The following is a 23,965-nucleotide window of genomic DNA, read 5'->3' as shown; positions in this document are numbered from 1 at the left end:
ATAAAGGAGAACGGAAATTATCCGTTCTCCCGCAAATGCTTATAATCCGCATTTCAATTGAGCTCCACAGCTTGTACAAGTGTTGCATCCGCCAATATCTTCCACACTGCCTTTTCGGCATACCGGACACGTATCGCCGACTTCTGAGCCGATTGTTACATCCGTTTTATCCAGTTCCTGAATGGTGTCCATTAACACGACTTTTGGCTTTTCCGTATCTTCATCAAAAAGTTCTGTTTGTTCACCAAATGAATTCTCTTCGGCCTTCAATGTCAAAACCTGGGTGTCACGGCTCCCATCAACATAAACGGTGCCGCCTTTTGCCCCGCCGTTGTATAATCTGCGGTATACTTTCTCCACTTGATCCACTGTATATCCTTTTGGAGCGTTAACTGTTTTGGAAATGGAACTGTCCACCCAACGCTGGATAACACATTGTGTATCAGCATGTGCTTCCGGCGCAAGATCCATTGCCGTCACAAAGAATCCCGGCAAATTTTCCGAAACTTGTTGAGGGTTTCGATCCAGATATTCTTCAACAATATCTGCTTTCACCTCAATAAACTTGCCAAGTCGTCCGCTTCTGTAGTAGGAGAATGAAAAATATGGCTCAAGTCCGGTTGATACACCTGCCATTGTACCGGTGGACCCGGTTGGAGCTACTGTTAACAAGTGCGAGTTGCGGATTCCATTCTCCATAATATTCTCCCGGATATCTTCCGGCATCTTTTGCATATAGCCGGTATTGATAAATGCTTCACGTAATGATCTGGTTTCTTCATCTGTTTTTCCAACAAGAAAAGGAAAACTTCCTTTTTCTTTTGCCAGTTCGATTGATTCACGGTATGCAGTGGTTGCAATTGCTTCAAAAATCCGGTCAACCAATTTATTTCCTTCTGCAGAACCGTATTCAGTTTCGCAGTAAATCAATAAGTCATGAAGTCCCATAACACCCAGACCGACTCTTCGTTCACCAAGTGCCTGCTTTTTGTTTTCTTCGAGAAAATATGGTGTGGCATCGATGACGTTATCCTGCATTCGAACCCCCGTTTTCACGGTTTGTCTAAGTTTTTCAAAGTTAACCTGTTTATTTTCTTTATCAGCCATTTCAGCCAGATTAACCGCTGCAAGATTACATACGGAATATGGTGCAAGTGGTTGTTCACCACATGGATTAGTTGCAACAACCTGGTCTCCATAGGCTCTGGCATTCGTCATCTCGTTGGCATTATCAATATAAAATATTCCCGGTTCAGCTGAATATGTTGCACAAATGTTAATCAGGTTCCATAATTCACGCGCCCGAACTCTGCGGTAAACACGTACTCCATATCCCATCTCTTCCCATTCGCGAACATCACCGATTTCATGCCATTTGTCATTATACACCGCCATTTCCTCTGGCGTATAATTTTCCACATCTGGAAAACGCAGTTCATACATTTCATCGTTTTCGATTGCTTTCATCAAATCCTTTGTAATACACACGGAAATATTTGCACCGGTAAGAAATTCGGAATTATGAACTGTATATGTTCCGCCCGTCAACAGTTTCTGTTCCGCCTCTTTGAACGCCGCCTGGGAAAATCCTCCCTGTCCAGGCATGGAACGATAATTAAGAATTCCCTGATATAAATCAGATTCTGTTTCAGTTAACGGCTTAAAATTCAGCTTCTCCTGTGCTAACTGCCTAATCTGTTCATCTTCTGTATTCTCAATCAAATAACGTAGAATACGCGGGTTCTGCATTTTTGAAATGATAAATTCCATTACATCCGGATGTGAATCCACAAGCATGATCATTTGGGCGCCTCGCCTTGAACCGCCCTGTTCCACCAGGTGTGTAAGCTTGGCTATGTCATCAAGCCATGATACCGACCCGGATGATTTACCGTTAACTCCTCTTGCCAGTGTGTTTCGCGGCCTTAATGTAGAACCATTCGTTCCTACCCCGCCACCGCGTGACATTATTTCCATCACCTGTTTACGGTGGTCGGAAATGCCTTCCCGGGAATCCCGGATATAAGGCATGACATAACAATTAAAATACGTTACATCCGTCTCAGTTCCAGCTCCATATAGCACACGACCTGCCGGGATGAAATTCATCCTGCTGAGCTCATCATTAAATTTCTCGAACCATTCCTTTTGTTTTTCATCTGTTGTTTCTACATTTGCCAGCCCAGTAGCGTTTCGCTTGGCAATTTGTTCATAAAATACTTCCAATGGTTTGTCGATTACATCCAATGATCGTGTAACAATTCCGGATGACGCTTCATCTTCCTCGTCCAGGACAGATAAAAATTCTGCATCCACCTTTATTTTTGCCTGTTTGCTTGACCAATTTACAGATTTCACATATCCTAATCCTCGGGCAGGGAATTTCGGATCCGCCTTCACTGTAAGGACAACGAAATCTCCTTCCTTTAATGTCTTTTTCTCTGTATCCTTAAAGGCATACCTGTCCAGCATGACTAATCGGGACACTCCTTTATGTGTCAGTTTCATGTCATCTGTCACAGGATGAACCTGTGGAAATAATTTGATATCCGCGTTTAATGTTTGCAAATCGATATTTCTGCTCTTTTCTACAGCAATCGACATATCCATCGCCCCTTAATCAAGATTCAAGTATCAAAACGTACTCATTACTTTCTTGCTATAAACATATCACACTCCACCTAATAAAAACAATATATTGTGCTTGTATTTTATAAAGAACACTATATATAGAAAATTGAACGAAACGAATTGCAAATGTCAACACAAGAAAATTAAGATTAAAACGCAAAATATCGAGTATAAATCAGCTATCTGAATATATTTTTGTACTTTATAACAATTTTGCAGTTTGCAATTCCAAATGAAATATCGTATATAGCCAAAATACAACAAAATCGCGGACCAAAAGAAAAATACTTTGAAAAATAAACCATTCCAACATATAATAGAGTAGACACATAAGAGAAATACGGGGGATCATAAATGGAATTTTTAGTAATTGCTTTAGTAATTGTATTTGGATTTCTGATGTTTAGGTACTTTAGACAACGGAACTTCTTAAAAACATTGACTGAAGATCAATTTCGTGAAGGATATCGCAAAGCTCAATTAATTGATGTACGAGAACCTCAGGAATTTAAAAAAGGACACATCCTGGGAGCACGTAACATACCACTTACACAGATGAAGCAACGTCTTATCGAACTGAGAAAAGATAAGCCGGTTTACCTTTATTGTCAAAGCGGTTCAAGATCAGCAAGAGCTGCACAACTTCTCCATAAAAAAGGATATGAGGATATAAGTCAACTTAAAGGCGGATTTAAGAAATGGTCCGGTAAGATAAAATAAATGGACGGGAAATACATTCCCGCCCATTTTTTCTGCCGTCCGTTTTTAAAGTAGTATACCGACGGATACGCTAAAATAGCAACCACCCACAATAGTATAAGGGCAGTTGCTACTTTTTAGCAGTTAAATGTGCTGCATGAGTGCAACGATGGCTATCACCTAAAAGATTGGTGACAACCACGTTTTCTAATCGGCTGAAAATCAGCTTGTCCTATCTATTATTATTTTCTCGCTGATAGCGCAATATCGGTTTTCTTGCTGCAGTTGTCTCATCCATCCGTTTTACGATTGTATTATGCGGAGCTTCCTGAACAAGTTCCGGATCATTTTTAGCCTCATCTGAAATGGTAAGCATTGTATCAACGAAGCCGTCCAGTGTTTCTTTTGCTTCGGTTTCAGTCGGTTCAACCATCAAAGCCTCCTCAACGTTCAATGGGAAATAGATGGTAGGCGGATGATAACCATAGTCAAGCAGACGCTTAGCGATATCCAATGTACGAACACCTAATTTCTTCTGCTTTTTACCAGATAAAACAAATTCATGTTTACAATGCTGTGGATACGGCAGAACATATTCCTTCTCCAGTTTCCGCATCATATAGTTTGCATTCAGGACCGCATACTCACTGACTTTCTTCAGGCCTTCTGCACCCATCGTCCGAATATACGTATAAGCACGCAGATTTATTCCAAAGTTGCCATAGTATGGTTTAACACGTCCAATTGACTGGGGACGATCATAATTAAACCGATATTCATTGTCCTGTTTTACGAGCAAGGGCTTTGGCAAAAAGGCTGCAAGCTCATCTGACACACCAACCGGACCTGAACCCGGGCCACCACCGCCATGTGGCCCTGTGAACGTCTTGTGCAGATTCAAATGCACAACATCAAAACCCATGTCGCCGGGACGCGTGTAGCCCATGATGGCATTCAGATTTGCCCCATCATAGTACAACTTGCCGCCAACACCATGGATGACTTCAGCCATTTCCAGGATTTCCGTTTCAAACAGTCCCAATGTGTTAGGATTCGTCAGCATGAGTGCTGCAGTTTCCTCAGTAACAACCCGCTTCAAATCCTCCAAATCAACCAGACCATGTTCGTTCGTTTTAACCGTTACTGCATCAAACCCGGCAACTTTAGCCGATGCAGGATTTGTGCCGTGCGCTGAATCTGGTACAACGACCTGTGTGCGGTTATAATCACCATTTGCCTCATGATATGCACGTATCATCATTAAACCGGTCCACTCACCCTGTGCACCTGCTGAAGGCTGCAGTGAGACCTTATGCATTCCAGTGATTTCCCCCAATGCCTGCTGCAGATCATACATCATTTCCATTGCACCCTGGACGCTTTTTTCATCCTGCAATGGGTGAATATGGCTGAATCCAGGCAGCCTTGCAACATCTTCATTAATTTTTGGGTTGTATTTCATCGTGCACGATCCAAGTGGGTAAAAACCGGAATCAACACCATAATTCCGATTTGATAATGCTGTGTAATGACGCATAATTTCCAGTTCACTTATTTCCGGTAAATCCGGGGCCTCCTGTCGTACATACATATCCTCAAATTCACTGTCCAAATCCGTTTCAGGTACATCCAGTTCCGGAAAACTGTAACTTGTTCTTCCTTCTTTGCTTCGTTCAAAAATCAATGGAAAGTTTGTATTAGCCATGGATATCCCCCAATTCTTTCACAAAAGTGTCAATCTCTTCCTTTGTCCGAATCTCTGTTACAGCTACTAACATATGCCCTTTCAGTTCCGGATAATCCCTGCCAAGATCATACCCGCCGATGATTCCTTTCGTACGGAGCTCTTCATTTGCAGTTTCAGGATCAACCGCAAGCTTTACCACCAACTCATTAAAAAATGGACCGCCAAATATTGCTGGAATATCGTTCTTTTCAAATTGCTGCTTGGCATAACGGGCCTTTTGCATATTTAATTCCGCCATTTTCCGGATGCCATGCTTGCCGATTGAACTCATTGCAACAGAACTTGCTAATGCGTTCAAAGCCTGGTTTGAGCAGATATTGGAAGTGGCCTTATCACGCCTGATATGCTGCTCACGTGCCTGCAATGTCAGAACAAATCCACGGACACCATCTTCGTCTGTTGTTTGCCCCACCAGCCGGCCAGGAACTTTCCGCTTTAATTTATCAGTCGTTGCAAAGTAACCGCAGTGTGGTCCGCCAAATTGTGCAGGGATACCAAATACTTGTGTATCACCGACAACAATATCCGCACCAAAATCACCAGGTGGTGTCAAATACCCAAGTGCAAGCGGGTTACTGGACACAATAAACATTGTCTTTTTCTGCTGTCGGATGATTTCATTTATTTTTTCCAACGGTTCAACCTGTCCGAAAAAGTTCGGATATTGCATCACAACACTCGCCGTATTTTCGTCCAATTCATTTTTCAGCTGTTCCAGGTCTGTTTTCCCATCCCGATGGTCAATTTCTACAACCTCAAGATGTGGTCCTTTCGCATACGTATCAATTACCGCCCGGGACTCAGGATGTATAGCCTTGGAAACAAGAATTTTCTTTCGTTTTGTCTGTCCGGCACTTAGCGTTACAGCTTCTGCCAGTGCTGTTCCACCATCATACATGGAGGAATTTGCCACAGCCATCCCGCTCAGTTCACAAATCATCGTCTGAAACTCAAAAATTGCCTGCAGTTCCCCCTGTGATATCTCAGGCTGGTATGGTGTATATGCAGTGTAAAACTCAGATCTCGAAATAACATGATCGACAACCGACGGAATAAAATGATCGTACACCCCAGCTCCTAAAAATGATGTATATTCAGTTAGATTAGCATTTTTGTTCGCCATTGATGACAGTTCTTTTTTCAATTGTGCTTCATTTGCTGGCTTCTTCAGATTAAGTTCATTTTTAAACCGGATTTTTTCCGGGATATCTGAAAATAACGTTTCCGTACTATCGACACCTATTGTATCCAGCATTTGCTGCTTATCATCTGCTGTCATCGGCAAATAACGAAATTCCATGTGATCCCCTCCTTATTTATCACGCTTGTAAAATGGTGTTTTAATAACTTTCGCTTTTAATTTACGTTTCCGAACCTGGACATCCAACTCCGTACCAAGTTCAGTAAATTCCGTTCTGACCAACGCTAAGCCCACATTCTTTTGCAATGTTGGTGACTGAGTGCCGGTAGTTACGAATCCAACCTCTGTTTCATCTTTATACACCTGATATCCGGTCCGTGGGATTCCCTTGTCAATCATTTCGATGCCGATTAGTTTTCGATCTGCTCCATATTCAATTTGTTCTGCCAATGTTTCTTTCCCGACAAAATCAGAATCTTTATTAACCTTAACGGCAAACTTCATCCCCGCTTCCACAGGTGTGATATCTTTTGACAACTCCTGTCCATACAACGGGAGCTTCGCTTCAAAGCGGAGTGTATCCCTTGCTCCCAATCCGATTGGTTCAACGCCAAAGTCGTTACCTGCTTCAAGAATTGTATTCCATAAATCCCTTCCCGAACCTGACTCAATATAGATTTCAAACCCATCTTCTCCTGTATATCCTGTGCGTGATACAATTGCACCTTTATCAACGCCGGAAAACGAAACGGGGTTTTCAAAACGAAAAAATTTAATGGTACTTAAATCGGTATTGGTTAACTTTTGCAGAATCGCTTCTGCATCAGGACCCTGCAATGCCAGTTGAACATAGTCAGCCGATACATTTTGGATTTCGGCACCAATATTATTCTGCTCATTCAGCCACTCAAAATCTTTCTGTGTATTTGCTGCATTCAAGACAAGCAAATAGAAATCTTCATCCAACATGTAAACGATCAGATCGTCTACTGTACCACCATCCTCGTAACACATAAAATTATACTGTGCACGTTTCGGTGTTAATTTGGAGATATCGTTTGTCATAACCTTTTGCAGGAATGGCAAACTTTTTGGTCCTTTCACAAACACTTCTCCCATGTGTGACACGTCAAATAACCCTGCTTTTGTTCTGGTGACTTCATGTTCATGTTTAATGCCTTTGAATTGAACGGGCAAATCCCAACCGCCAAAATCGACTGTCTTGCCTCCCAGCTTTTCATATTCCGGGAATAAGGGTGTTCGTTTTAAATCACTCATATCATCCACTCCTTTTTTGCATTAAAATAGAGATTTCACTGATACAGAATCAGGAAATCTCTGTCCTTTGACCAGAAAGTTGCGCACAGTTAAATCGGTTTCAAGATTACAAGTGCTTGCTTCGTTGGTGGTTTACAAGTCGTAAACTCTCTCCAGAGCTGCGTCCTACAAGAGTCTTTTTGCCTGAGAGATTCACATAAGTTTGCTCCTTCGGCGTTACTGAACAGTAAACTCTCCCCTTGTATTCATTCGCATAATGAAAATTGCTTATTTGGTTATAATATGTATCATACAAATGGAAATTCTATTTTATATTGCATACATTATATCATAAGACATGACACAGAAGTAGACATATTATCATTTCATTTGTGAAAAGGAAGTGGATTATGAAAGCTATCAGAATTGAAAAAGATTCCAATTTCATCAATAACTTTCAGGATGCGGCGGATCGCGGTGAAAGCCTCTCATCCTGGAACCTTTTTCAGATGGCCTATGACGCGGAACTGACTTCTATGGCACCATCATTCACCGGGCTGCGTACGCTCGAATTTCTGCCGCAAGTCAACTTTCTGGACCATCAAATAAATTGTGCAACGCAAGTCATCGAGGAGATGAATGGGCGGGCAATTCTCGCTGATGAAGTGGGCCTGGGAAAAACGATTGAAGCGGGATTAATTTTAAAGGAATACATGCTTCGTGGCCTGGTGAAAAAAGCATTGATTCTGGTCCCTGCTTCATTAGTAAATCAGTGGGCAAAAGAATTAAATGAAAAATTTTATATTCCAGCCATCGTTCACCGTAAAAATTATCAATGGAGTGATCATTCCGTTATAATCTCGTCCATAGATACAGCGAAACGTTCACCACACCGTGAAAATATACTGGATATAGATTATGACTTCATCCTGATCGATGAAGCGCATAAATTAAAAAATCATCAGACAAAAAATTTCGCATTTGTCCGATCGTTAAAAAAAACCTATTGTCTGCTGTTGACTGCAACACCTGTCCAAAATCGGCTTGTGGAAATATTTAACCTTGTGTCCATTTTAAAACCCGGACATCTCGGTGATTACGAATCTTTTTTGGAACAATACGGAACAAACCGCAACAAATTGAAGCAGGATGCATACTTGAAACAGTTAATCCAAAAGGTAATGATTCGAAACACCCGTGAAAATACGGACTTTGATAACATTAAACGTAATATTGAAACAATATGGGTTGATTTTAAAGAAGAGGAAAGAGAGACGTATAATCACTTGGAATCAATGACTGAAGGATTCCCCGCTTTTTCAAGAATCACACTGCTGCGTGAATTGTGCTCATCCCGCGAGGCATGCTATTTATCGCTTGACAAAATGGCTCGGAATGATGGGAATGAACACGTAATTCAGCCGGTAACCGATAAAATCGCACAACTGCAGCAGCATTCAAAAGCGGAAAAGGTTCTTGAAATTGTAAAACAGATGAACGATGAGAAAATCATAATTTTCACTGAATACCGAGCAACCCAAATTTACTTACAATGGTATTTAAAACAGCATGGCGTTTCTTCTGTTCCCTTCAGAGGCGGATTTAAGAAGAGTAAAAAGGATTGGATGAAGCACCTGTTTGAAAATCATGCACAAGTATTGATCGCAACCGAAGCCGGTGGTGAAGGTATCAATCTCCAATTTTGCAACAACCTTATAAACTACGATTTACCGTGGAACCCGATGCGATTGGAGCAACGGATTGGTCGAATTCACCGATATGGCCAGGAGAACGATGTGCGAATTTATAATTTCGCTATTCGGGACACTGTTGAGGAACATATTATGTCTCTACTCTACGAAAAAATTAATTTATTTGAAAAGATTATTGGAAACCTTGATAGTATACTGGCAGAATTAAATATTTCTGACATTGAAACAGAAATCCAATCGATATTTTCGGAATCATCATCCACCGGGGAAACAAAAATTAAACTGGACAATCTCTCTTCCGTGATTAATGATGCCAACAATGAATTAAAGGAGCAACAATATGGCAATTGAAAATCTCCAAAACTTTTTACATGATTATTTTACATCTCACCACTGTACAGTCTCATCAGATAATGAAGGAATCCTGAACGTCCAGCTGACGGAGGAAATGGACCGGGCACTAATGAATCGTCCGTTTTATTGGCATTACATCAAAAAAATTGGTCAACCAGGGCAGCCAATGGAACTTACCTTTATTACCAATCATTCGAAACGCGATCAAAAAGGCGAATGGATTCATTTTGGAAGTCCAAGGCTCCAGCAAATCACAAACCACTTGAAACAAAATGAACAATATACAAAACTGTTTCAAAAAGTCACGAACGGAGAGCAAACTGCCTTGTTTCCATGGCTTGTGGTTAATATTAAAATCAGCTACAGAGGGAAACAGAAAAGGGATGAAATGATTTCAATCGGGCTTCAGCTTATAAATGGCGCTATGCATCTTGACATGATGGAAACACTAAAAAACATACCGCTGCAAACAACGATTTCCGATTATTGCTATACCATTTCGCCAATTATAAAACTAAAAAGTGGTTACCGCCGAATTGAAAATGTACTGGAAGGTTATATAAACGAGCAAAGCCACGAATGGGCTGATGCCTCCATTACAACAATGAATGAGGAAATAAATTTGTTGAAGCATTTTTATCGAAGTGATGATGGCGACAAGGAACAAGAAATGAACAAGGAAATCGAAGAAATCAAAAACCGCTATGACCCGTATGTAACATTTGAACCAATTAACGGTGGGTTAATATATCTGGCCCAATAAAGTAAAAAACAGGCTGTAAGTTATATCAGCCTGTTTTTAACTGCTGTTTTTTCGAATTGCAGATTTTAAAGCAAACGGCAATACCCCCAGCCATTTGCTTGAATATGCAGATGGTTCCGATTTCCGATTTGATTTGCGTGATTTCCGCTCCTCAGATGTTGAATCAATATATGAGGTAAACTCCTGTGTCATAAACTTAATGTATTCATTACTATTCATGAAAGCACCTCTTTTAACTGAAAATTGTCAGTAATAGTATCTGCTCGTTCTTCATCCTTTATTCGCTGCAAGAAACTTTTCAACTGCTTCCTGGATTTCACCAGCGATATCGTCTGGAGTTTTTTGATCAGTTTGAATGGCAATATCTGCACAACCCTGATACAGCTGGCTTCTGCGTCGAAAAAGTTTTTCTTTTTTCTCCATATCAGTATTCCACAATGGTCTTTCTGTATCATGCATCAATCGGCTTTGAATTTCAGTAAAAGCCGTTTGCAAGTACACAATAACTCCGTTCGCTTTCATCAAGGAAATATTCTTCTGTCGTTCAACAATTCCACCGCCAGTTGACACGATTTCATGTTCAGCAGAAAGGTTCTCCAATGCTGCTGACTCATATTTTCGGAAAGTATTCTCACCATGAATACGAAATATTTCTGAAATCGTACCGTACTGTGCATCAATGAAAACGTCTGTATCAGCATGACCTCCCCTGATCCTTCCTCCTAACACTTTTCCAACGGTACTTTTTCCACTTCCCATAAAGCCGATTAAGTAAATGGTCATCATCCAAAACTCCTTACAAAAAAATTTTTGAAAAAAAGAAGGGTTTTATCAATTTATGTCGAATACAGTATTCCAAAGGAGGTGAAATATGATTTGAACATTTCTTTCTCACTTTCGGAAAAACTTCTGCAATCCGCGATTAAGCTTCAAGCATCAGATATCCACTTTTATCCATTCACAGACAAAGCCGATATCTACTTTCGCATTTTGGGAAAACGAATTCTTCACAAAACCATTCCAATCCATCAATACCAATCATTGCTCACATATTACAAGTTTACATCAGGAATGGACATAGGTGAAGTCCGAAAACCACAAAACGGGACGCTTATCCATAATACGTTAAACCAGCATTTTTCACTGCGTCTGTCCACCCTTCCCGTACACCATACGGAAAGTTTGGCAATCCGCGTACTCCCGCAGGAAGACAGCCTTTCACTTGAGCAGCTTTTTCTGTTTCCAGCCCAGTTAAAAAAAATCAAAAATTGGATCAGCAATCGCGCAGGAATCATTTTATTTACAGGTCCCACCGGGAGTGGTAAAACCACCACCCTGTATGCTCTCCTGCAGACAATCCTTGCTGAAAAGTCATACCAGACGATTACACTTGAAGATCCAATCGAAAAAGACATTCACGATATACTGCAGGTACAGGTAAATGAAAAAGCCGGGATAACGTATCAAACAGGATTAAAAGCGGCATTGCGGCATGACCCGGATATTATTATGGTCGGAGAAATCAGAGATCGCTACACTGCTGAGTTTGCATTTGATGCATCGCTTACAGGCCATCTTGTTCTGAGTACACTGCATGCAAAAAACACAGCAGGGACCGTGCACCGTCTTCTTGAAATGGGTCTGAAACTGTCCGATTTAAAACAATCACTTATTGCGATAGCATCATTACAACTTTTGCCCGTGGTCATAAATAATAATATTACTCGGCGAGCTGCAATCATGGAACTGCTGGATGGCTTGCGTCTAGAAAAACAATTGGCTGGTGAGGAATATTCAATGCTCAATTTCCATTCCTTTGGCCATTTACGAAAGAAGGCATATGCGTATGGATATATCAATAAGGAAGTTTATCTGGCTAGCAAATAAAAAAATGATGTCGAACGATCTGCAACTCCGGTTTCTAAAACGGATGGTAAGGCTTCTGGATAACGGCTATACATTGGTGGAAGCACTTGAAATCATTAAATGGGATAAACAGTTGGATCAAGTTGCATCCACCATCGTAACCTCGCTGAAAAACGGCAGGACGTTTGATGAAGCACTTGAAAATACTGGAAGGTTCTCCCGCGCAATCACTTCTTATCTTTACTTCATCAGAGCAAATGGTGATATTCGGCAAAGTATTGAAAAATGCAATGCAATGTTTGAACAGCGAATCCGTTACACCAAAAAATTTCAGGAAACCATCCGTTATCCAATCATACTGTTATTTGTTTTTGGATTGCTGATCTATTTTGTTAAACAATCCGTTCTTCCATCTTTTATCGATCTCTTTAACAACTCCGGAGGCTCTTCTACAGTATATATATCAATAATTGTCATTGATGTATTGACGAAATTTATGATGATTTTCGGAATTCTCCTTGTAGCGGGGATACTTTTTTCAAAAGGTATAAAGCATAAAATCAGTATTGAGAAGCAAATCATGATTCAACGCTCCATTCCTGTTTATCGGAATTACAAAAAGCTGCATACCTCCTTCCTCTTTGCAACACATTTCAGCTCATTACTCAAAACCGGAATGTCGATAAAAGAAATATTATCTGTCATGCGAAACCAAAATAAACTTCCTATTCTGTCGTACTTTTCCACTCTGATGACCGATGAATTGAATAAAGGCATCTATATCACAAATCTGCTGGAAAATTTACCACTCATCGACAAACAGATTGCCGTTATTTTTCAAAAGAATGCGGACGTCAATGCGTTGGAAAAAGATTTGGAAATGTATGCAGCGGTTTTAACTGAAGAACTGAATCGAAAAATCATGAAGATATTAACGTACCTTCAGCCTGCATTCTTTCTCATTTTAGCAAGCCTAATTATTTTAATTTATGTCACATTGATGTGGCCGATGTTTCAACTTATTAAAACGATTTAGGAGATGATGTTATGTTTAAAAATCAAAAAGGATTTACGTTAATCGAGATGCTGATTGTTTTGATGATAATTTCGGTGCTAATTATTTTGATCGTTCCTAATTTAGGCGATAAAAGCAAGGAAGTTAACGAAACCGGATGTAATGCCCTTGAGGAATTGGTACAGGCACAAGTAGATGCTTATTATATTGAAAACGATGCCTTCCCAACTTCGATCAACGAGTTAGAAAGTGATTATATCACTGAGGAACAAAAAACATGTCCAGATGGTACCACACTTATTTTAGTCGATGGTAAAGTCAATAAGGACGAGTCCTCTACAAATTAAATGAAAAAGAAAAATGGCTTCACATTATTGGAAGTTCTGTTTGTGCTGGCAATTATCTCCATCCTGTTGCTTTTGAGTGCACCAATCCACGTTTCAACACTTGAAACACAAGTTGAAAAACAGTTTTTCAAGACAATGGAAATGGATATCCTGTATTTGCAGAGCCTTTCGTACGGTTCAAGAACATCGTCGTATAAACTCAGTTTTCATAACAACTTCAGCTATTCCATCACAAGTACCGCCAAAGAAGTGGTCCTGAAACGAAAAGTCCCTGATGGATGGCAAATAAATGATACAACTTTAAAGAAGATCGCATTTAATGATGATGGACTGATCAATAAAGCCGGCACCATTTTTATTCATACGTCGCATAATCGGTTCAAAGTCGTATGTCCATTTGGTAAAGGCAGGTGCTATGTTGCAGAATACTAAAGGTTTTTCACTGATTGAAACGCTGGTTGCGCTGTCCATTCTTGTCACGGTTATTACAACGTTCATTCCGATCAAGACAACCATCATGCTTCATCGGGATATCCTTCATCAGAAACAGGAAATTCTAAACAGTTTACATGAGGAACTTCAGTTTTCTTTACAAAACAATGTTTCAGACCCGATAAAACCTTATACTGTACATGTTGATAATACACCGGTTGCCATTCATTTTACCGTGGAAGAATCATTGCTGAAAGGATGTGCCGAATGGAAAAATGTTAAAAACAAACAACAACAATCATGTTTATATGGATACCAAACGAAATGAAAAAGGGATTACTTTTATTTCGGTACTGCTTATGATTACAGTTATCTTTCTGACATTGCCTCTAATCGGGTTTTTAACAAAATCAATGAACTACACCACAAACTATGATGCAATGTCTGTCCAGCAGTTCTTTTATTTTCTGCGGGATGACATCATTGCCTCTACGGATATCATCAAGATTCAATCTGATGCAATTAGTCTGCATCATTTTAATGATTCCATCGTAACGTTTGAAAAGTACGATGATCTTATCCGCCGGCAGGTTGATGGAAAGGGACATGAAGTTTTTTTGAGAGAGGTGCAAAATGTTAATTTTAAAAAAGTCCGCAATGGGGTTCATGTACTAATAACAACAAAACAAGGGGAGCAGTATGAAAAAACGATTCGAATTTATCACTGATCGGAATGGGTTTATTTTACCATATGTATTGTTCACGACGGCTCTTGTTATCATTATAGTTACCGCCAGCATCCAGCTTTACAAGAATGAACTGCAGATCACCGAAAGACAGACAGAACAACTAAAAATTGAAACGTTATTCCAAATGGGTCGTGCTCAATTCATCGAAAGCCTGCAGGATCATAATCTGCCCGAAAGTCCGGTAACCTATCATTTCCCCTATGGTGACGTAGCAATCCAATATAAGATATTAGATACCAACGAACACCATCTTTATTTTACAATTACCACAAACCGGCAATCAGTTATTTCACTGCCGCATCAACTAGCTGCAGATCCTGAATAAACTAATACAAATGGACAAAACTATAGTAAAGTCCCGCAAAAACAGTAGTTGTTTCAACAGTTTTATTTACATTATGGAGTTGGTCGTTTATAATAACAATGATAAGGTTACCAAAAGGAGGAGGAAAACATGGATCGGATGTTTCGTGTCCTTGCTTTTTGGACAGCAATTTTTACAGTAATGTTCTATGTGGGTGAAATGTCAAACCTGTCGTTACTGTTCCTTGTTCAAACAGCATTTTTCCTTGCAGTAGGCTACTTGAAATTATCTGAACGCATGTATATGTATCTTTTCGGAGCTTATTGTACATTATTTTTAGTTGGTTTTACCTGGTATTCAGAATTCATATTGGTTCCTGGATTCGGGCATTAATCACGAAACCCTGCTTACATATCTTTTTGCAGGGTTTTTTCATTTTTCACAGAATGTTTATTGACATGTATTAAGTATGCCATTATAGTTGTAAACGTAGCTTAACTTTTTATCCCTAAGCAACTTAGAACAGAGCACATCCCCCTAAAAACCCTTCTTAACATAAGAAGGGTTTTTATTAGCATAGGAAATTATAAAATTTGTTCATTTACCGGATTCACAAACCCGAGTATTGCTACTCATCTATCCAAAGGGAAAAATGGATTATGCCGCATTTCATCACCTATTGTTGTTTCCGAGCCGTGACCCGGGAGAACTTTATACGTATCAGGCAAATTGTATAATAAATTTTTGATACTCTCTCCCAGTTGTTCCATATCCCCACCGGGTAAATCCGTTCTGCCAATCCCCCGATTGAATAACACATCGCCGCCAACTACAGTATGATGATCATGAAAAACAAAACTGACACTTCCGGGAGAATGACCTGGCGTATGCAATATTTCAAATGAAAATCCACCAATTCGAAGATGCCCCGGTTCTAAATAAGCTTCAGCTTTTCTGGTATAAATTTCAGATCCCATGAATAATTTCGACCCATTCAGATTTGGATTGCCCAGCCATTCATCTTCCATCGAATGAATATAAACGTTAATATCGTAAGCATTTCTTAGCGATTCAACGGCGCCAATATGATCAAAATGTGCGTGAGTGAGCAGAATCGCTAAAGGCCTTATCTGCTTGTCCCTTAAAAAGCTAATAACGGAGTCAGCCTCTCCGCCCGGGTCAACCACCAATGCTTCTGTATCATGATAGATAATATAACAATTTGTTCCCAATGGTCCAAGTGATAATCGTCTGATATCCATAGCATACCCTCCATAAAAATCGTTTTACACTCGACAAAAATGTTTTTATACTATAAACTAATATTTAGCAATGCTTAGTTACATAATAATACATATGAACTCATTCGAATAGTGACAGACATTGAAAGTTCACAAGGAGGATTAATAATGGTTCTAGGAATTACACTTTTGGCAGTTGCCATTTTATCTGTTGTATCCGTTGTACGTCAGCTTAAATTCAAAAATCTGTTTGCCCTTGGATTTTCTGCGGCATCGGCACTCGTTTTCGGTTTTTTCTCCATCATGACCATTATTCATGAAGTTGGAAAAATGTCGTAAAAAAACTAACTGTCATTTAGACAGTTAGTTTTTTTATCTCCTTTATTTACTGATGCCGCTTTTGGAAAAATCAATAAAGCGGAACAAATCTCCATAAATAATGTCATCAGAATATCCCAGTTCTTTTTCCACTTGCTCTGTGATTGATTTACATGGATCTTTCTGCTTCGTTTCTTCATTTACATTCTGGTTTATATTTACCGGTTCACCACTTTGACGCTGGTAACATACTCCACCAGTTGATACATATTGATCACTTACAAAATCACCATTTCGAAATGCTGTAAAGTCTTTCCGGTCATCTCTAAATAAATCATTTCCAAAGTAGATGTCATTTTTTGTGCTTACGCCAAGCATATGCAGTAATGTCGGTTTAAGGTCAATCTGTCCGGATACTTCAGACATTACCTTACCTTTGTCATAGCCTGGAATATGAATAAATAGTGGTACACGCTGCAATTGTACATGATCGTAAGGAGTTATTTCATCCTTGCCTAAATACTTAGCCATCGCTTTGTTATGGTTCTCACTGATTCCATAGTGATCGCCCATTATGACAATTACAGAATCCTTATACAGTCCCGATTCCTTTAACTGGTTAAAGAACTGCTCAAGCGCTTCATCCGTGTACCGGACTGTCTGAAAGTAATTGTTCAGCGTCCTTGAATTTGAGTCAAATTTTTCGATTGACGCTTTGTCTTTTGGAATTTCAAACGGAAAATGGTTTGTCAACGTAATAAATTTCGTATAGAATGGTTCCTTTTGTGCCTGTAAATATTTCATTGATTGCTCAAAGAATGCTTTATCTTCCAGTCCCCAGCCGATTGAATTCTCTTTCGTTACTTCAAAAGCTTTTTCTCCGTAAAAATGATCGTATCCAAGACTCTTATACATCTGATCCCGGTTCCAGAAACTCTTATTATTAGAGTGATAAACAGAAGTATAGTAATTCTCCTGATTTAATATTTCCGGTAAAGCATGATATTCATTTTGGCCATGTGTAAAGAATACGGCTCCCCTTGACAGAGGGTACAATGAATTCTCCAACAGGAATTCCGAGTCAGACGTTTTACCCTGCTGTGTCTGGTGGTAAAAGTTTTTAAAGTAAAACGTACTGTCATCTTTTACAAGACTGTTAAGAAATGGTGTAATGACTTCACCCTTCATCTTACTGTTAATAACAAAGCTTTGCATTGACTCTGCTGAAATGAAAATAAGGTTTTTATCTTCTGCAATGCCATACAATGGTGATTTACCATCACTTTGCACCTTCGTTTTTACATATTCCTTAATTTCCGGCAGCTCATTTCCATCTGCAAAAACCTTCTGTGATTTTACCTTCGAATGCAGAGCCAGATCATAAATGTGGTAATTAAATATTCCAATGTTTTTTACCAGGTATTCCCTGTCGAATGCGCGGGTAAATAACTGCGGACGTTCCATTTCAGCAAGGAAAAAGTTACCCGCCAATAACATTAATGACATCGCAAGGGCAAACACCCTTCCGCTTTTTGGATAGCTCACTGACAATACATCGGATTTTTTCCTGCTCAAATACCAGATGATTACCACATCCGCAAATAACAGCACATCATAGACTTTCAGGAGAGTTAAAATACTGGAACCCAAATCTCCCATATTGCTCGCCTGTAACAATTGCGGTATCGTAATAAAATCAGTAAATGAGCGATAGAAAACCAGATTAAAATACAAAATCAGTGATCCAATTAAGGCAGTATACCTTAGAAATTTCATTTGACTGCCCGGTTTCCTGAGCCATACACTGATTGCAAAGATCAAAAACGCTGAGACAAACGGATTGATTGCCAGAATCAGCTCCTGCATTGCATTATCCAGTTCAATATTAAATAAAAAGCGGTATATAATATATGTCTTAACACCAAACAATATTGTCGCAATTATAAACAAAGGAATTTTGGGAAGTTTGGATTTCATCTTTGTTCCTCCTACAATTAAACATACCATTGTTACATTTGCATTCATTATTCAGTTAATGAATACCCGTATCATCTTTCTTTAAACTTCTATCCTATCTTATTATATGACGATTTAGCATATGAAAAGTTTCATAGAATGACAATAAAATTTATTAAAATGTTAGCGGAAAGCTCCTATACCAATAGATTGGTTGTGTACATTAAATCTAAAAAGTGATTTTTTCAAGTTTTTGCTTTACTAAAAACGCTGCTCCAATGATTCCCGCATCATTCCCAAGTTGTGCGAGCCTCAGCTCGCATACCTCTCCAGCCTTTGCAAGTGTGAATTTGTGAAAAGCATCATTAATCAGGTTCACAAAGTCAGCTCCTGCTTTGGAAACACCACCACCGATAAGAATTCGTGAGGGGTTGATTACGACTGCAAGATTTGCAATAGCCAACCCCAGAACATCTGAAGCGTGTTCTATGATAGTTTTAGATAGTGTATCCCCGGAATCGGCAAGCTGAAAAATATCTTTAGCCGTTAAATCACCTTGTTCATCATAAAGATTGGCCAGCGCACTCCCCGGGTTTTCAGCTATTTTTTCATTCGCCTGACGAACAATTCCTGTCGCTGAAGAAATGGTTTCCAAACAGCCATTTCTTCCACAATTACATGGAGAACCATCACGATCCATTGTTATATGTCCAATCTCACCGGCAGTTCCGCTAACACCGTTTAAGATGGAACCATTTGCGATAATGCCCCCGCCAATACCGGTTCCAACGGTTATTGCAATCAGGTTTTTCACCTGTCCACCCGCGCCTTTCCAGTTTTCTCCCAAGACTGCGGCATTTGCATCATTCTCCACAAAAACGGGCAACCCACTCATTTCCTTCATAATTTTAGCTAGTTCAACCTGTTTCCAGCCGATGTTTACTGCCTCATAAACATCTCCGGTATCCTGATCGATAAATCCAGGCACACCAATTCCAATACCAGCAACATTTTCGAGGGAAACCTTATTACGAATGGATTCCCAAATGTCGGACAAAATGGATTTACCTTGATTATCTGTATTGGTGGGTATCTCCCACTTATCCAGGATATTACCGATTTCGTTAATTATGCCAATTTTTACTGTAGTTCCTCCAACATCAATTCCAATTAAGATATTACTCATCCGAACTCACCCTCCTGTTACCACGCAACCGTCCTGCTTCCTTTCTCAACAGTAATACAGCTGTCTTGTATTGGTCACTATCAATACACCCTGTTTGATGCAGCTCCCGGAGCTCATCCTCCATCAGTTCCAGTTCAGCTATCCTGTTCCCTATATATACAATTGTCCCAAATCGTTTAAGCAACTGTTGAACATCATAAACTGTTTTCATTTTTATCACCAAACCTTATTATAGCAAATCCTGCATGAATAAGGAATCTAAATCACACGATGAATTCGAGGACAGGTTTCAAACATAAACACGGCGCTGTTCACATATATTTACCTGAAGAAGAAGCAAAAGGATGGTTATGATGAAAAAATGGACAACCGGAATTGTAATTGCGTTTATAGTCGTTATACCTGCTGTTCTCCTGTATCTATTTGATAATGAATCCTTGCCTGCGATTACATATTTTCCAATGGATGAGAAAACAGAGTTTGAGCACGTATCCACACGCCTGTCATTAATTGAGCAGACAGATAAGGATTCGTATGAAATTTCCTGGGAAACGAATTCGAAAAGTGAACGTAATGTGTATCTGCGTCAGGATGCTGCGTTACTTTTTGATAACGGAAGACTTCGGGGTATACAAAGCAAATGGATGGAAGACACAGCTAAAATTCGTATGAAACAAAAACTGGCAGGAGATGACAGCAGTCACTTCCAGACAATAGCATATCACCATGGTGAAGTGCATTACCCTGATGATCAAATCAAAAGTATGCACAGAATGTCCTATGATCAGTTATACGTCATCGATTCGCCCAACACTCCACTGGAATCGTTTAAAATCCCGGAAAGTGAAATGGAAGATGAGTGGGTCCGGCTTCTTGAACACACAACGAACCAGCAATTGGTATATTATTGGAAGAACCTTACCCGTCATTTCAAAATTAATCCAAATAACTATATCACCGTACCTCTGACACAATTATATGAGTATAATAATCAGTCATTACCATCTTTTACACAAGAGCAGACCAATCAAATAATCGGTCAATTATGGGAAGGGTTATACAAGAATTACATCCTGGCTGCTAAAAACAGTGAAAAAATGAAAAGTTATGTTCCGCTTATATTATTTGGTAAAAATAAGGAGCATCTATTAGTAGTGTATGCATTGAACGGAAATAAGAAAAAACTGATTCAGCAATACCCGGAATTCGATTGAAGTAGAGGCTGGGACAACAGTGTTTAATGAAAAGGAAACCCGTAAAACCATGAATATGCATCTTTTCGATTTGTCCCAGCTTCCATATCATTCTACATTTGTTCCTGTTATTTCTTTATACAAATCTTTTACATTCAATTCTTTATCTGGATTATCCTGCTTCAACTTATAAGCTTTGGTAATGTGTTCTTTCGCTTTTGATAAATTATTATTGTGATAATAAATGATCGCCAAATTGTAATGTGCCCTCATATAGTCTTCATTTAAGCTTACAGCCTGCTTCAAATCTTCCTTTGCAAGTTGTGCTTTATTTAACTGCAAGTACGCATATGAACGTTGAAACAGCAGTTTATCTTTGATATCACTTTCGTATTCCAAACCTTCTGTAGCTGTCTCTACCATTTTTTCAAATTGATTACTTTTTGCAAGTTGTTCCGTTTTCATCAACTGATATGAAGGATTTTGCAAGTTATTTCTGATTCCAAAGGTGATCAAAAAGAAAATAATCACAGCATACAAAATAAAGGCAGGGAGTTGAACGCGCAGACTTCTTTTCGTCGGAAGATGTACAATGGCTGAAGCGACAAACCCTGTTACAAGCCCGCCTATATGAGCACCCATATCAATCGTTGGAACAGTAATTCCGAGAATGATGTTAATTGCGATAATTATCATTAAATTTTTACCCATTGTCTGGTTGAATATCCGCTTATGAATTAATCCAAAGAAGAGTAACGCACCAAAAAGTCCAAACAAAGCTCCGGATGCCCCTGCTGAAACATGTGTTGTTAAAGCAAAACTGGCTAATCCGCCACCAATCCCGGATAAAAAGTATATGAATAGGAACCGCCATGATCCAAAAATCCGCTCAACGGCAACACCTAAAAAATAAACGGCAAGCATGTTCATAAATAAATGAACAGGGCCAATATGAAGAAACATCGATGTTAGGATACGCCACCATTCATTATCCTCCATAATGGCCAGGTTATATTTGGCACCGTATTCAATCAGCGTTTCTATGTTTTTACTCCCGCCATTAAGTTCCAGCATCATAAATATTAATACATTAATTACCAGCAGAAAATACGTAAAAAAAGGTTTTCCCCTCGAAAATACGTCTTTATCCTCCTGTTTTCTTTTTTGATACCGCCCATCCAAACGGGATTTATAGTAATTGACTTGTTCCTCAATATCCAAATGTTCATTATCAGCTGCAGGTCCTGAACTGCCGATTGCTTCCCTGAGTCTTTTCTTTTCCGTAATTCGCGTATCGTCAGTTAAATAGTACACATGCATTTGCATAGGATTTTTCTCATTCAACTGCATTGGTTTTTTTAATAATTGCCAGTCATCTACGGGTGTATCCCCGGCAATATATACATTATGTATCTCAACTTTTTTACCTTGAAGAAATCTTTTCAGGGCTTTCGTTTTTTGAAACACGGCTGCTATATCACGTTTTAAATGATTGCTCCATTGGAAACTGTTATGCACAAGCCGGATAACAAGTGATTTCTTTTTTTCGTATTTTTCAAGCCATATTTCTTCGTCATTTTCATTTATATGTATAATATCAAAATTATCGTTTTCAACTAACGAATATGCCAGTTTATACATAGAATACTGTTCGTAAAGGTACATTAGATTTCTCTCCTCCCTTGAACCATCATATCAAAACAACGGCATTTTTGCTTATAAAAATACGAAGAAGCTGTGAATACACAGCTTCTTCGTCATAAATGATATTCAGGAAGGGCGGCCAAACAGATTCGGAACCACCTTATTTCGGATTTCCGGCATATTCATGGTAATCATTATGGCAATCTTCCTTAAAAAACTTATCGCAAGCAACGTGTTCACGATTCTGTATCGCCATTTAAAAATCACAGATACAACGGTCAACGCGGAGGCGAGAATTATAAATACTCTCATCCTAACACCCTTTTCTTTATTGTAATTGGTGTTTTTAGTTTTTTCCACTGCATCTTTTTTATACATTAGGATCCGATATAGCGGTCATACATTATTCTTGCCACCGTTGCATCCTCTGTTCCCTGAACAAGAACACGGCCATCAGGAAAAATGACAAGCTTCAACTCATTTTGAAATACTGCCTTTAATAAAAATGGCGTTCTTGTTGTGTCGGAAACACTTGACAGCCGATCTTCCCACTCATCCAAATTCATTGCTTCCTGTTGATGAATCTGCACCGTATCACGTCCGCATAAAATGGTTTCCAGTTCCTTTGCCGACTTGGTTAATGACGGGAATTCATGTGTTCCACATGCGGGGCACGCTGGATCCAACTCTGGAAACTTCATATCATACTGATGGTTATACCATATATCAATTGTCTTCAGTGTGTTCCGTAAGTGTTGTTTGTTTCCCGTCAGGTATTTCATTACTTCCGTACACTGTAAAGATGAAACAAGATCAACTGCTGGAGCAATGACTCCGATCGTATCACAGGTTTGACCGCTTTCTCCCCCTTCTTTTATGAGACAGCGCAGACAAGGTGTTTCATCCGGAATGAACAATGCAGTCATGCCTCTGGAACTTACAACCCCACCATATGAAAATGGAATACTGTGTTTAACACAGGCATCGTTTAACAAAAATCGTGTTGCAAAATTATCAGTACCATCCATGACCACATCCATTCCCTGGATGTGCGACTCCATATTTTCTTTTGTAACATTGCCCACAATAGCTTCCACCGTGACATCACGATTCATTTTTTCCAGTTTACGCTTGGCGGCAACTGCTTTTGGCAGTGCTTGGCTGACGTCATCTTCATCAAAGAGCATTTGCCGCTGCAAATTACTCAGTTCCACATAATCGCGGTCGATTAAACGGATTTTGCCAACCCCCGCTCTGACAAGATGGTTGCATATTACCGTTCCCAATGCCCCGGCACCAACTACCAGAACTGAACTGTCAGCCAGATTTTGCTGCCCCTTCTCCTTTATAGGAGAAAATAACATCTGCCTGGAATAGCGAGTGAAATCCATTGCAAATCCCCCTAACAAT

The 23,965-nt window shown here is 39.4% G+C and carries 25 protein-coding genes and 2 riboswitches; of the genes, 13 read left to right on the top strand and 12 right to left on the bottom strand.

The window, feature by feature from the left end:
• Positions 1-39: 39 nt before the first annotated feature.
• On the bottom strand, positions 40-2,604 hold the full coding sequence (locus tag ABD010_RS09835) for a vitamin B12-dependent ribonucleotide reductase (RefSeq protein WP_343812492.1): 2,565 nt from the start codon (positions 2,602-2,604) through the stop codon (positions 40-42).
• A gap of 381 nt (positions 2,605-2,985) precedes the next feature.
• Here ABD010_RS09835 and ABD010_RS09830 point away from each other — a divergent pair, with 381 nt between their 5' ends.
• Complete coding sequence (locus ABD010_RS09830) at positions 2,986-3,351, top strand: rhodanese-like domain-containing protein (protein WP_343812490.1); 366 nt, start codon at positions 2,986-2,988, stop codon at positions 3,349-3,351.
• A gap of 211 nt (positions 3,352-3,562) precedes the next feature.
• On the opposite strand, the gene gcvPB is transcribed toward ABD010_RS09830, so the two are convergent.
• The 3 genes from gcvPB to gcvT are packed head-to-tail and all read right to left on the bottom strand — an operon-like array spanning position 3,563 to position 7,496.
• Complete coding sequence (gene gcvPB, locus ABD010_RS09825; protein WP_343812488.1) at positions 3,563-5,035, bottom strand: aminomethyl-transferring glycine dehydrogenase subunit GcvPB; 1,473 nt, start codon at positions 5,033-5,035, stop codon at positions 3,563-3,565.
• A complete protein-coding gene (gene gcvPA, locus ABD010_RS09820; protein ID WP_343812486.1) occupies positions 5,028-6,377 on the bottom strand; it encodes an aminomethyl-transferring glycine dehydrogenase subunit GcvPA in 1,350 nt (449 codons plus the stop codon). Before gcvPA ends, gcvPB begins: the two co-directional genes overlap by 8 nt.
• Positions 6,378-6,389: 12 nt before the next feature.
• On the bottom strand, positions 6,390-7,496 hold the full coding sequence (gene gcvT / locus ABD010_RS09815; RefSeq protein ID WP_343812484.1) for a glycine cleavage system aminomethyltransferase GcvT: 1,107 nt from the start codon (positions 7,494-7,496) through the stop codon (positions 6,390-6,392).
• Between the two features lie 58 nt (positions 7,497-7,554).
• Positions 7,555-7,654, bottom strand: a riboswitch (glycine riboswitch).
• A 3-nt stretch (positions 7,655-7,657) separates the two neighbouring features.
• A riboswitch (glycine riboswitch) is annotated at positions 7,658-7,745 on the bottom strand.
• A gap of 140 nt (positions 7,746-7,885) precedes the next feature.
• Here gcvT and ABD010_RS09810 point away from each other — a divergent pair.
• Positions 7,886-9,538, top strand: coding sequence for a DEAD/DEAH box helicase (locus ABD010_RS09810; RefSeq protein WP_343812482.1), 1,653 nt, complete (start codon positions 7,886-7,888; stop codon positions 9,536-9,538).
• Positions 9,528-10,304, top strand: coding sequence for a YqhG family protein (locus ABD010_RS09805; protein ID WP_343812480.1), 777 nt, complete (start codon positions 9,528-9,530; stop codon positions 10,302-10,304). Before ABD010_RS09810 ends, ABD010_RS09805 begins: the two co-directional genes overlap by 11 nt.
• A 36-nt stretch (positions 10,305-10,340) precedes the next feature.
• On the opposite strand, the gene ABD010_RS09800 is transcribed toward ABD010_RS09805, so the two are convergent.
• Both ABD010_RS09800 and ABD010_RS09795 read right to left on the bottom strand, forming a co-directional pair.
• Positions 10,341-10,523 (bottom strand): YqzE family protein, encoded by a 183-nt coding sequence (locus ABD010_RS09800; protein ID WP_343812478.1) that lies wholly within the window; start codon positions 10,521-10,523, stop codon positions 10,341-10,343.
• A gap of 51 nt (positions 10,524-10,574) precedes the next feature.
• Positions 10,575-11,090 (bottom strand): shikimate kinase, encoded by a 516-nt coding sequence (locus ABD010_RS09795; protein ID WP_343812476.1) that lies wholly within the window; start codon positions 11,088-11,090, stop codon positions 10,575-10,577.
• 90 nt (positions 11,091-11,180) lie between these two features.
• Between ABD010_RS09795 and comGA the strand changes: the two genes are divergently transcribed.
• From comGA to ABD010_RS09755, 8 genes are all read left to right on the top strand, one after another.
• Positions 11,181-12,191 (top strand): competence type IV pilus ATPase ComGA, encoded by a 1,011-nt coding sequence (comGA, locus tag ABD010_RS09790; protein WP_343812474.1) that lies wholly within the window; start codon positions 11,181-11,183, stop codon positions 12,189-12,191.
• Positions 12,151-13,206: a type II secretion system F family protein gene (locus tag ABD010_RS09785; protein WP_343812472.1), complete on the top strand. Its 1,056-nt coding sequence runs from the start codon at positions 12,151-12,153 to the stop codon at positions 13,204-13,206. Before comGA ends, ABD010_RS09785 begins: the two co-directional genes overlap by 41 nt.
• A gap of 11 nt (positions 13,207-13,217) precedes the next feature.
• Entirely contained in the window at positions 13,218-13,532 is a 315-nt protein-coding gene (comGC, locus tag ABD010_RS09780; RefSeq protein ID WP_343812470.1) for a competence type IV pilus major pilin ComGC, read from the top strand.
• Positions 13,533-13,964, top strand: coding sequence for a competence type IV pilus minor pilin ComGD (comGD, locus tag ABD010_RS09775; RefSeq protein ID WP_343812468.1), 432 nt, complete (start codon positions 13,533-13,535; stop codon positions 13,962-13,964).
• The gene (gene comGE, locus ABD010_RS09770; RefSeq protein ID WP_343812467.1) at positions 13,948-14,292 is read left to right on the top strand and encodes a competence type IV pilus minor pilin ComGE; all 345 of its coding nucleotides are present in this window, start codon (positions 13,948-13,950) and stop codon (positions 14,290-14,292) included. The genes comGD and comGE overlap by 17 nt, the downstream gene beginning before the upstream one ends.
• On the top strand, positions 14,240-14,692 hold the full coding sequence (locus tag ABD010_RS09765) for a competence type IV pilus minor pilin ComGF (protein ID WP_343812466.1): 453 nt from the start codon (positions 14,240-14,242) through the stop codon (positions 14,690-14,692). The genes comGE and ABD010_RS09765 overlap by 53 nt, the downstream gene beginning before the upstream one ends.
• A complete protein-coding gene (locus ABD010_RS09760) occupies positions 14,664-15,038 on the top strand; it encodes a hypothetical protein (protein WP_343812465.1) in 375 nt (124 codons plus the stop codon). The genes ABD010_RS09765 and ABD010_RS09760 overlap by 29 nt, the downstream gene beginning before the upstream one ends.
• A 129-nt stretch (positions 15,039-15,167) precedes the next feature.
• Positions 15,168-15,410 (top strand): DUF2626 domain-containing protein, encoded by a 243-nt coding sequence (locus ABD010_RS09755; RefSeq protein WP_343812464.1) that lies wholly within the window; start codon positions 15,168-15,170, stop codon positions 15,408-15,410.
• Positions 15,411-15,649: 239 nt separating this feature from the next.
• Here the strand turns inward: ABD010_RS09755 and ABD010_RS09750 are convergent, their stop codons facing one another.
• The gene (locus ABD010_RS09750; protein WP_343812463.1) at positions 15,650-16,279 is read right to left on the bottom strand and encodes an MBL fold metallo-hydrolase; all 630 of its coding nucleotides are present in this window, start codon (positions 16,277-16,279) and stop codon (positions 15,650-15,652) included.
• 147 nt (positions 16,280-16,426) lie between these two features.
• Here ABD010_RS09750 and ABD010_RS09745 point away from each other — a divergent pair, with 147 nt between their 5' ends.
• Positions 16,427-16,597 carry a DUF2759 family protein gene (locus tag ABD010_RS09745; RefSeq protein WP_343812462.1) on the top strand — a complete coding sequence of 57 codons (171 nt, stop codon included), beginning with the start codon at positions 16,427-16,429 and terminating at the stop codon, positions 16,595-16,597.
• Positions 16,598-16,639: 42 nt separating this feature from the next.
• Here ABD010_RS09745 and ABD010_RS09740 read toward each other — a convergent pair whose 3' ends face one another.
• The 3 genes from ABD010_RS09740 to ABD010_RS09730 form a co-directional block, all read right to left on the bottom strand.
• On the bottom strand, positions 16,640-18,553 hold the full coding sequence (locus tag ABD010_RS09740; RefSeq protein ID WP_343812461.1) for an LTA synthase family protein: 1,914 nt from the start codon (positions 18,551-18,553) through the stop codon (positions 16,640-16,642).
• A 208-nt stretch (positions 18,554-18,761) separates the two neighbouring features.
• Positions 18,762-19,718: an ROK family glucokinase gene (locus ABD010_RS09735; protein WP_343812460.1), complete on the bottom strand. Its 957-nt coding sequence runs from the start codon at positions 19,716-19,718 to the stop codon at positions 18,762-18,764.
• A complete protein-coding gene (locus ABD010_RS09730) occupies positions 19,711-19,929 on the bottom strand; it encodes a YqgQ family protein (protein WP_343812458.1) in 219 nt (72 codons plus the stop codon). The genes ABD010_RS09735 and ABD010_RS09730 overlap by 8 nt, the downstream gene beginning before the upstream one ends.
• A 139-nt stretch (positions 19,930-20,068) precedes the next feature.
• Here ABD010_RS09730 and ABD010_RS09725 point away from each other — a divergent pair, with 139 nt between their 5' ends.
• Positions 20,069-20,932: a hypothetical protein gene (locus ABD010_RS09725; protein WP_343812456.1), complete on the top strand. Its 864-nt coding sequence runs from the start codon at positions 20,069-20,071 to the stop codon at positions 20,930-20,932.
• 87 nt (positions 20,933-21,019) lie between these two features.
• On the opposite strand, the gene ABD010_RS09720 is transcribed toward ABD010_RS09725, so the two are convergent.
• Together ABD010_RS09720 and ABD010_RS09715 are read right to left on the bottom strand one after the other, a co-directional pair.
• Positions 21,020-22,576, bottom strand: a complete 1,557-nt coding sequence (locus ABD010_RS09720) for a rhomboid family intramembrane serine protease (protein ID WP_343812454.1) — start codon at positions 22,574-22,576, stop codon at positions 21,020-21,022.
• Between the two features lie 356 nt (positions 22,577-22,932).
• Entirely contained in the window at positions 22,933-23,946 is a 1,014-nt protein-coding gene (locus tag ABD010_RS09715) for a ThiF family adenylyltransferase (protein ID WP_343812452.1), read from the bottom strand.
• Positions 23,947-23,965: the final 19 nt, after the last annotated feature.

Source organism: Virgibacillus siamensis, from assembly GCF_039522605.1.
Taxonomy (GTDB): Bacteria; Bacillota; Bacilli; order Bacillales; family Amphibacillaceae; genus Lentibacillus; species Lentibacillus siamensis.
The sequence above is the reverse complement of the archived record's forward strand: the minus strand, read 5'-3'. Positions and strand labels throughout refer to the sequence as shown.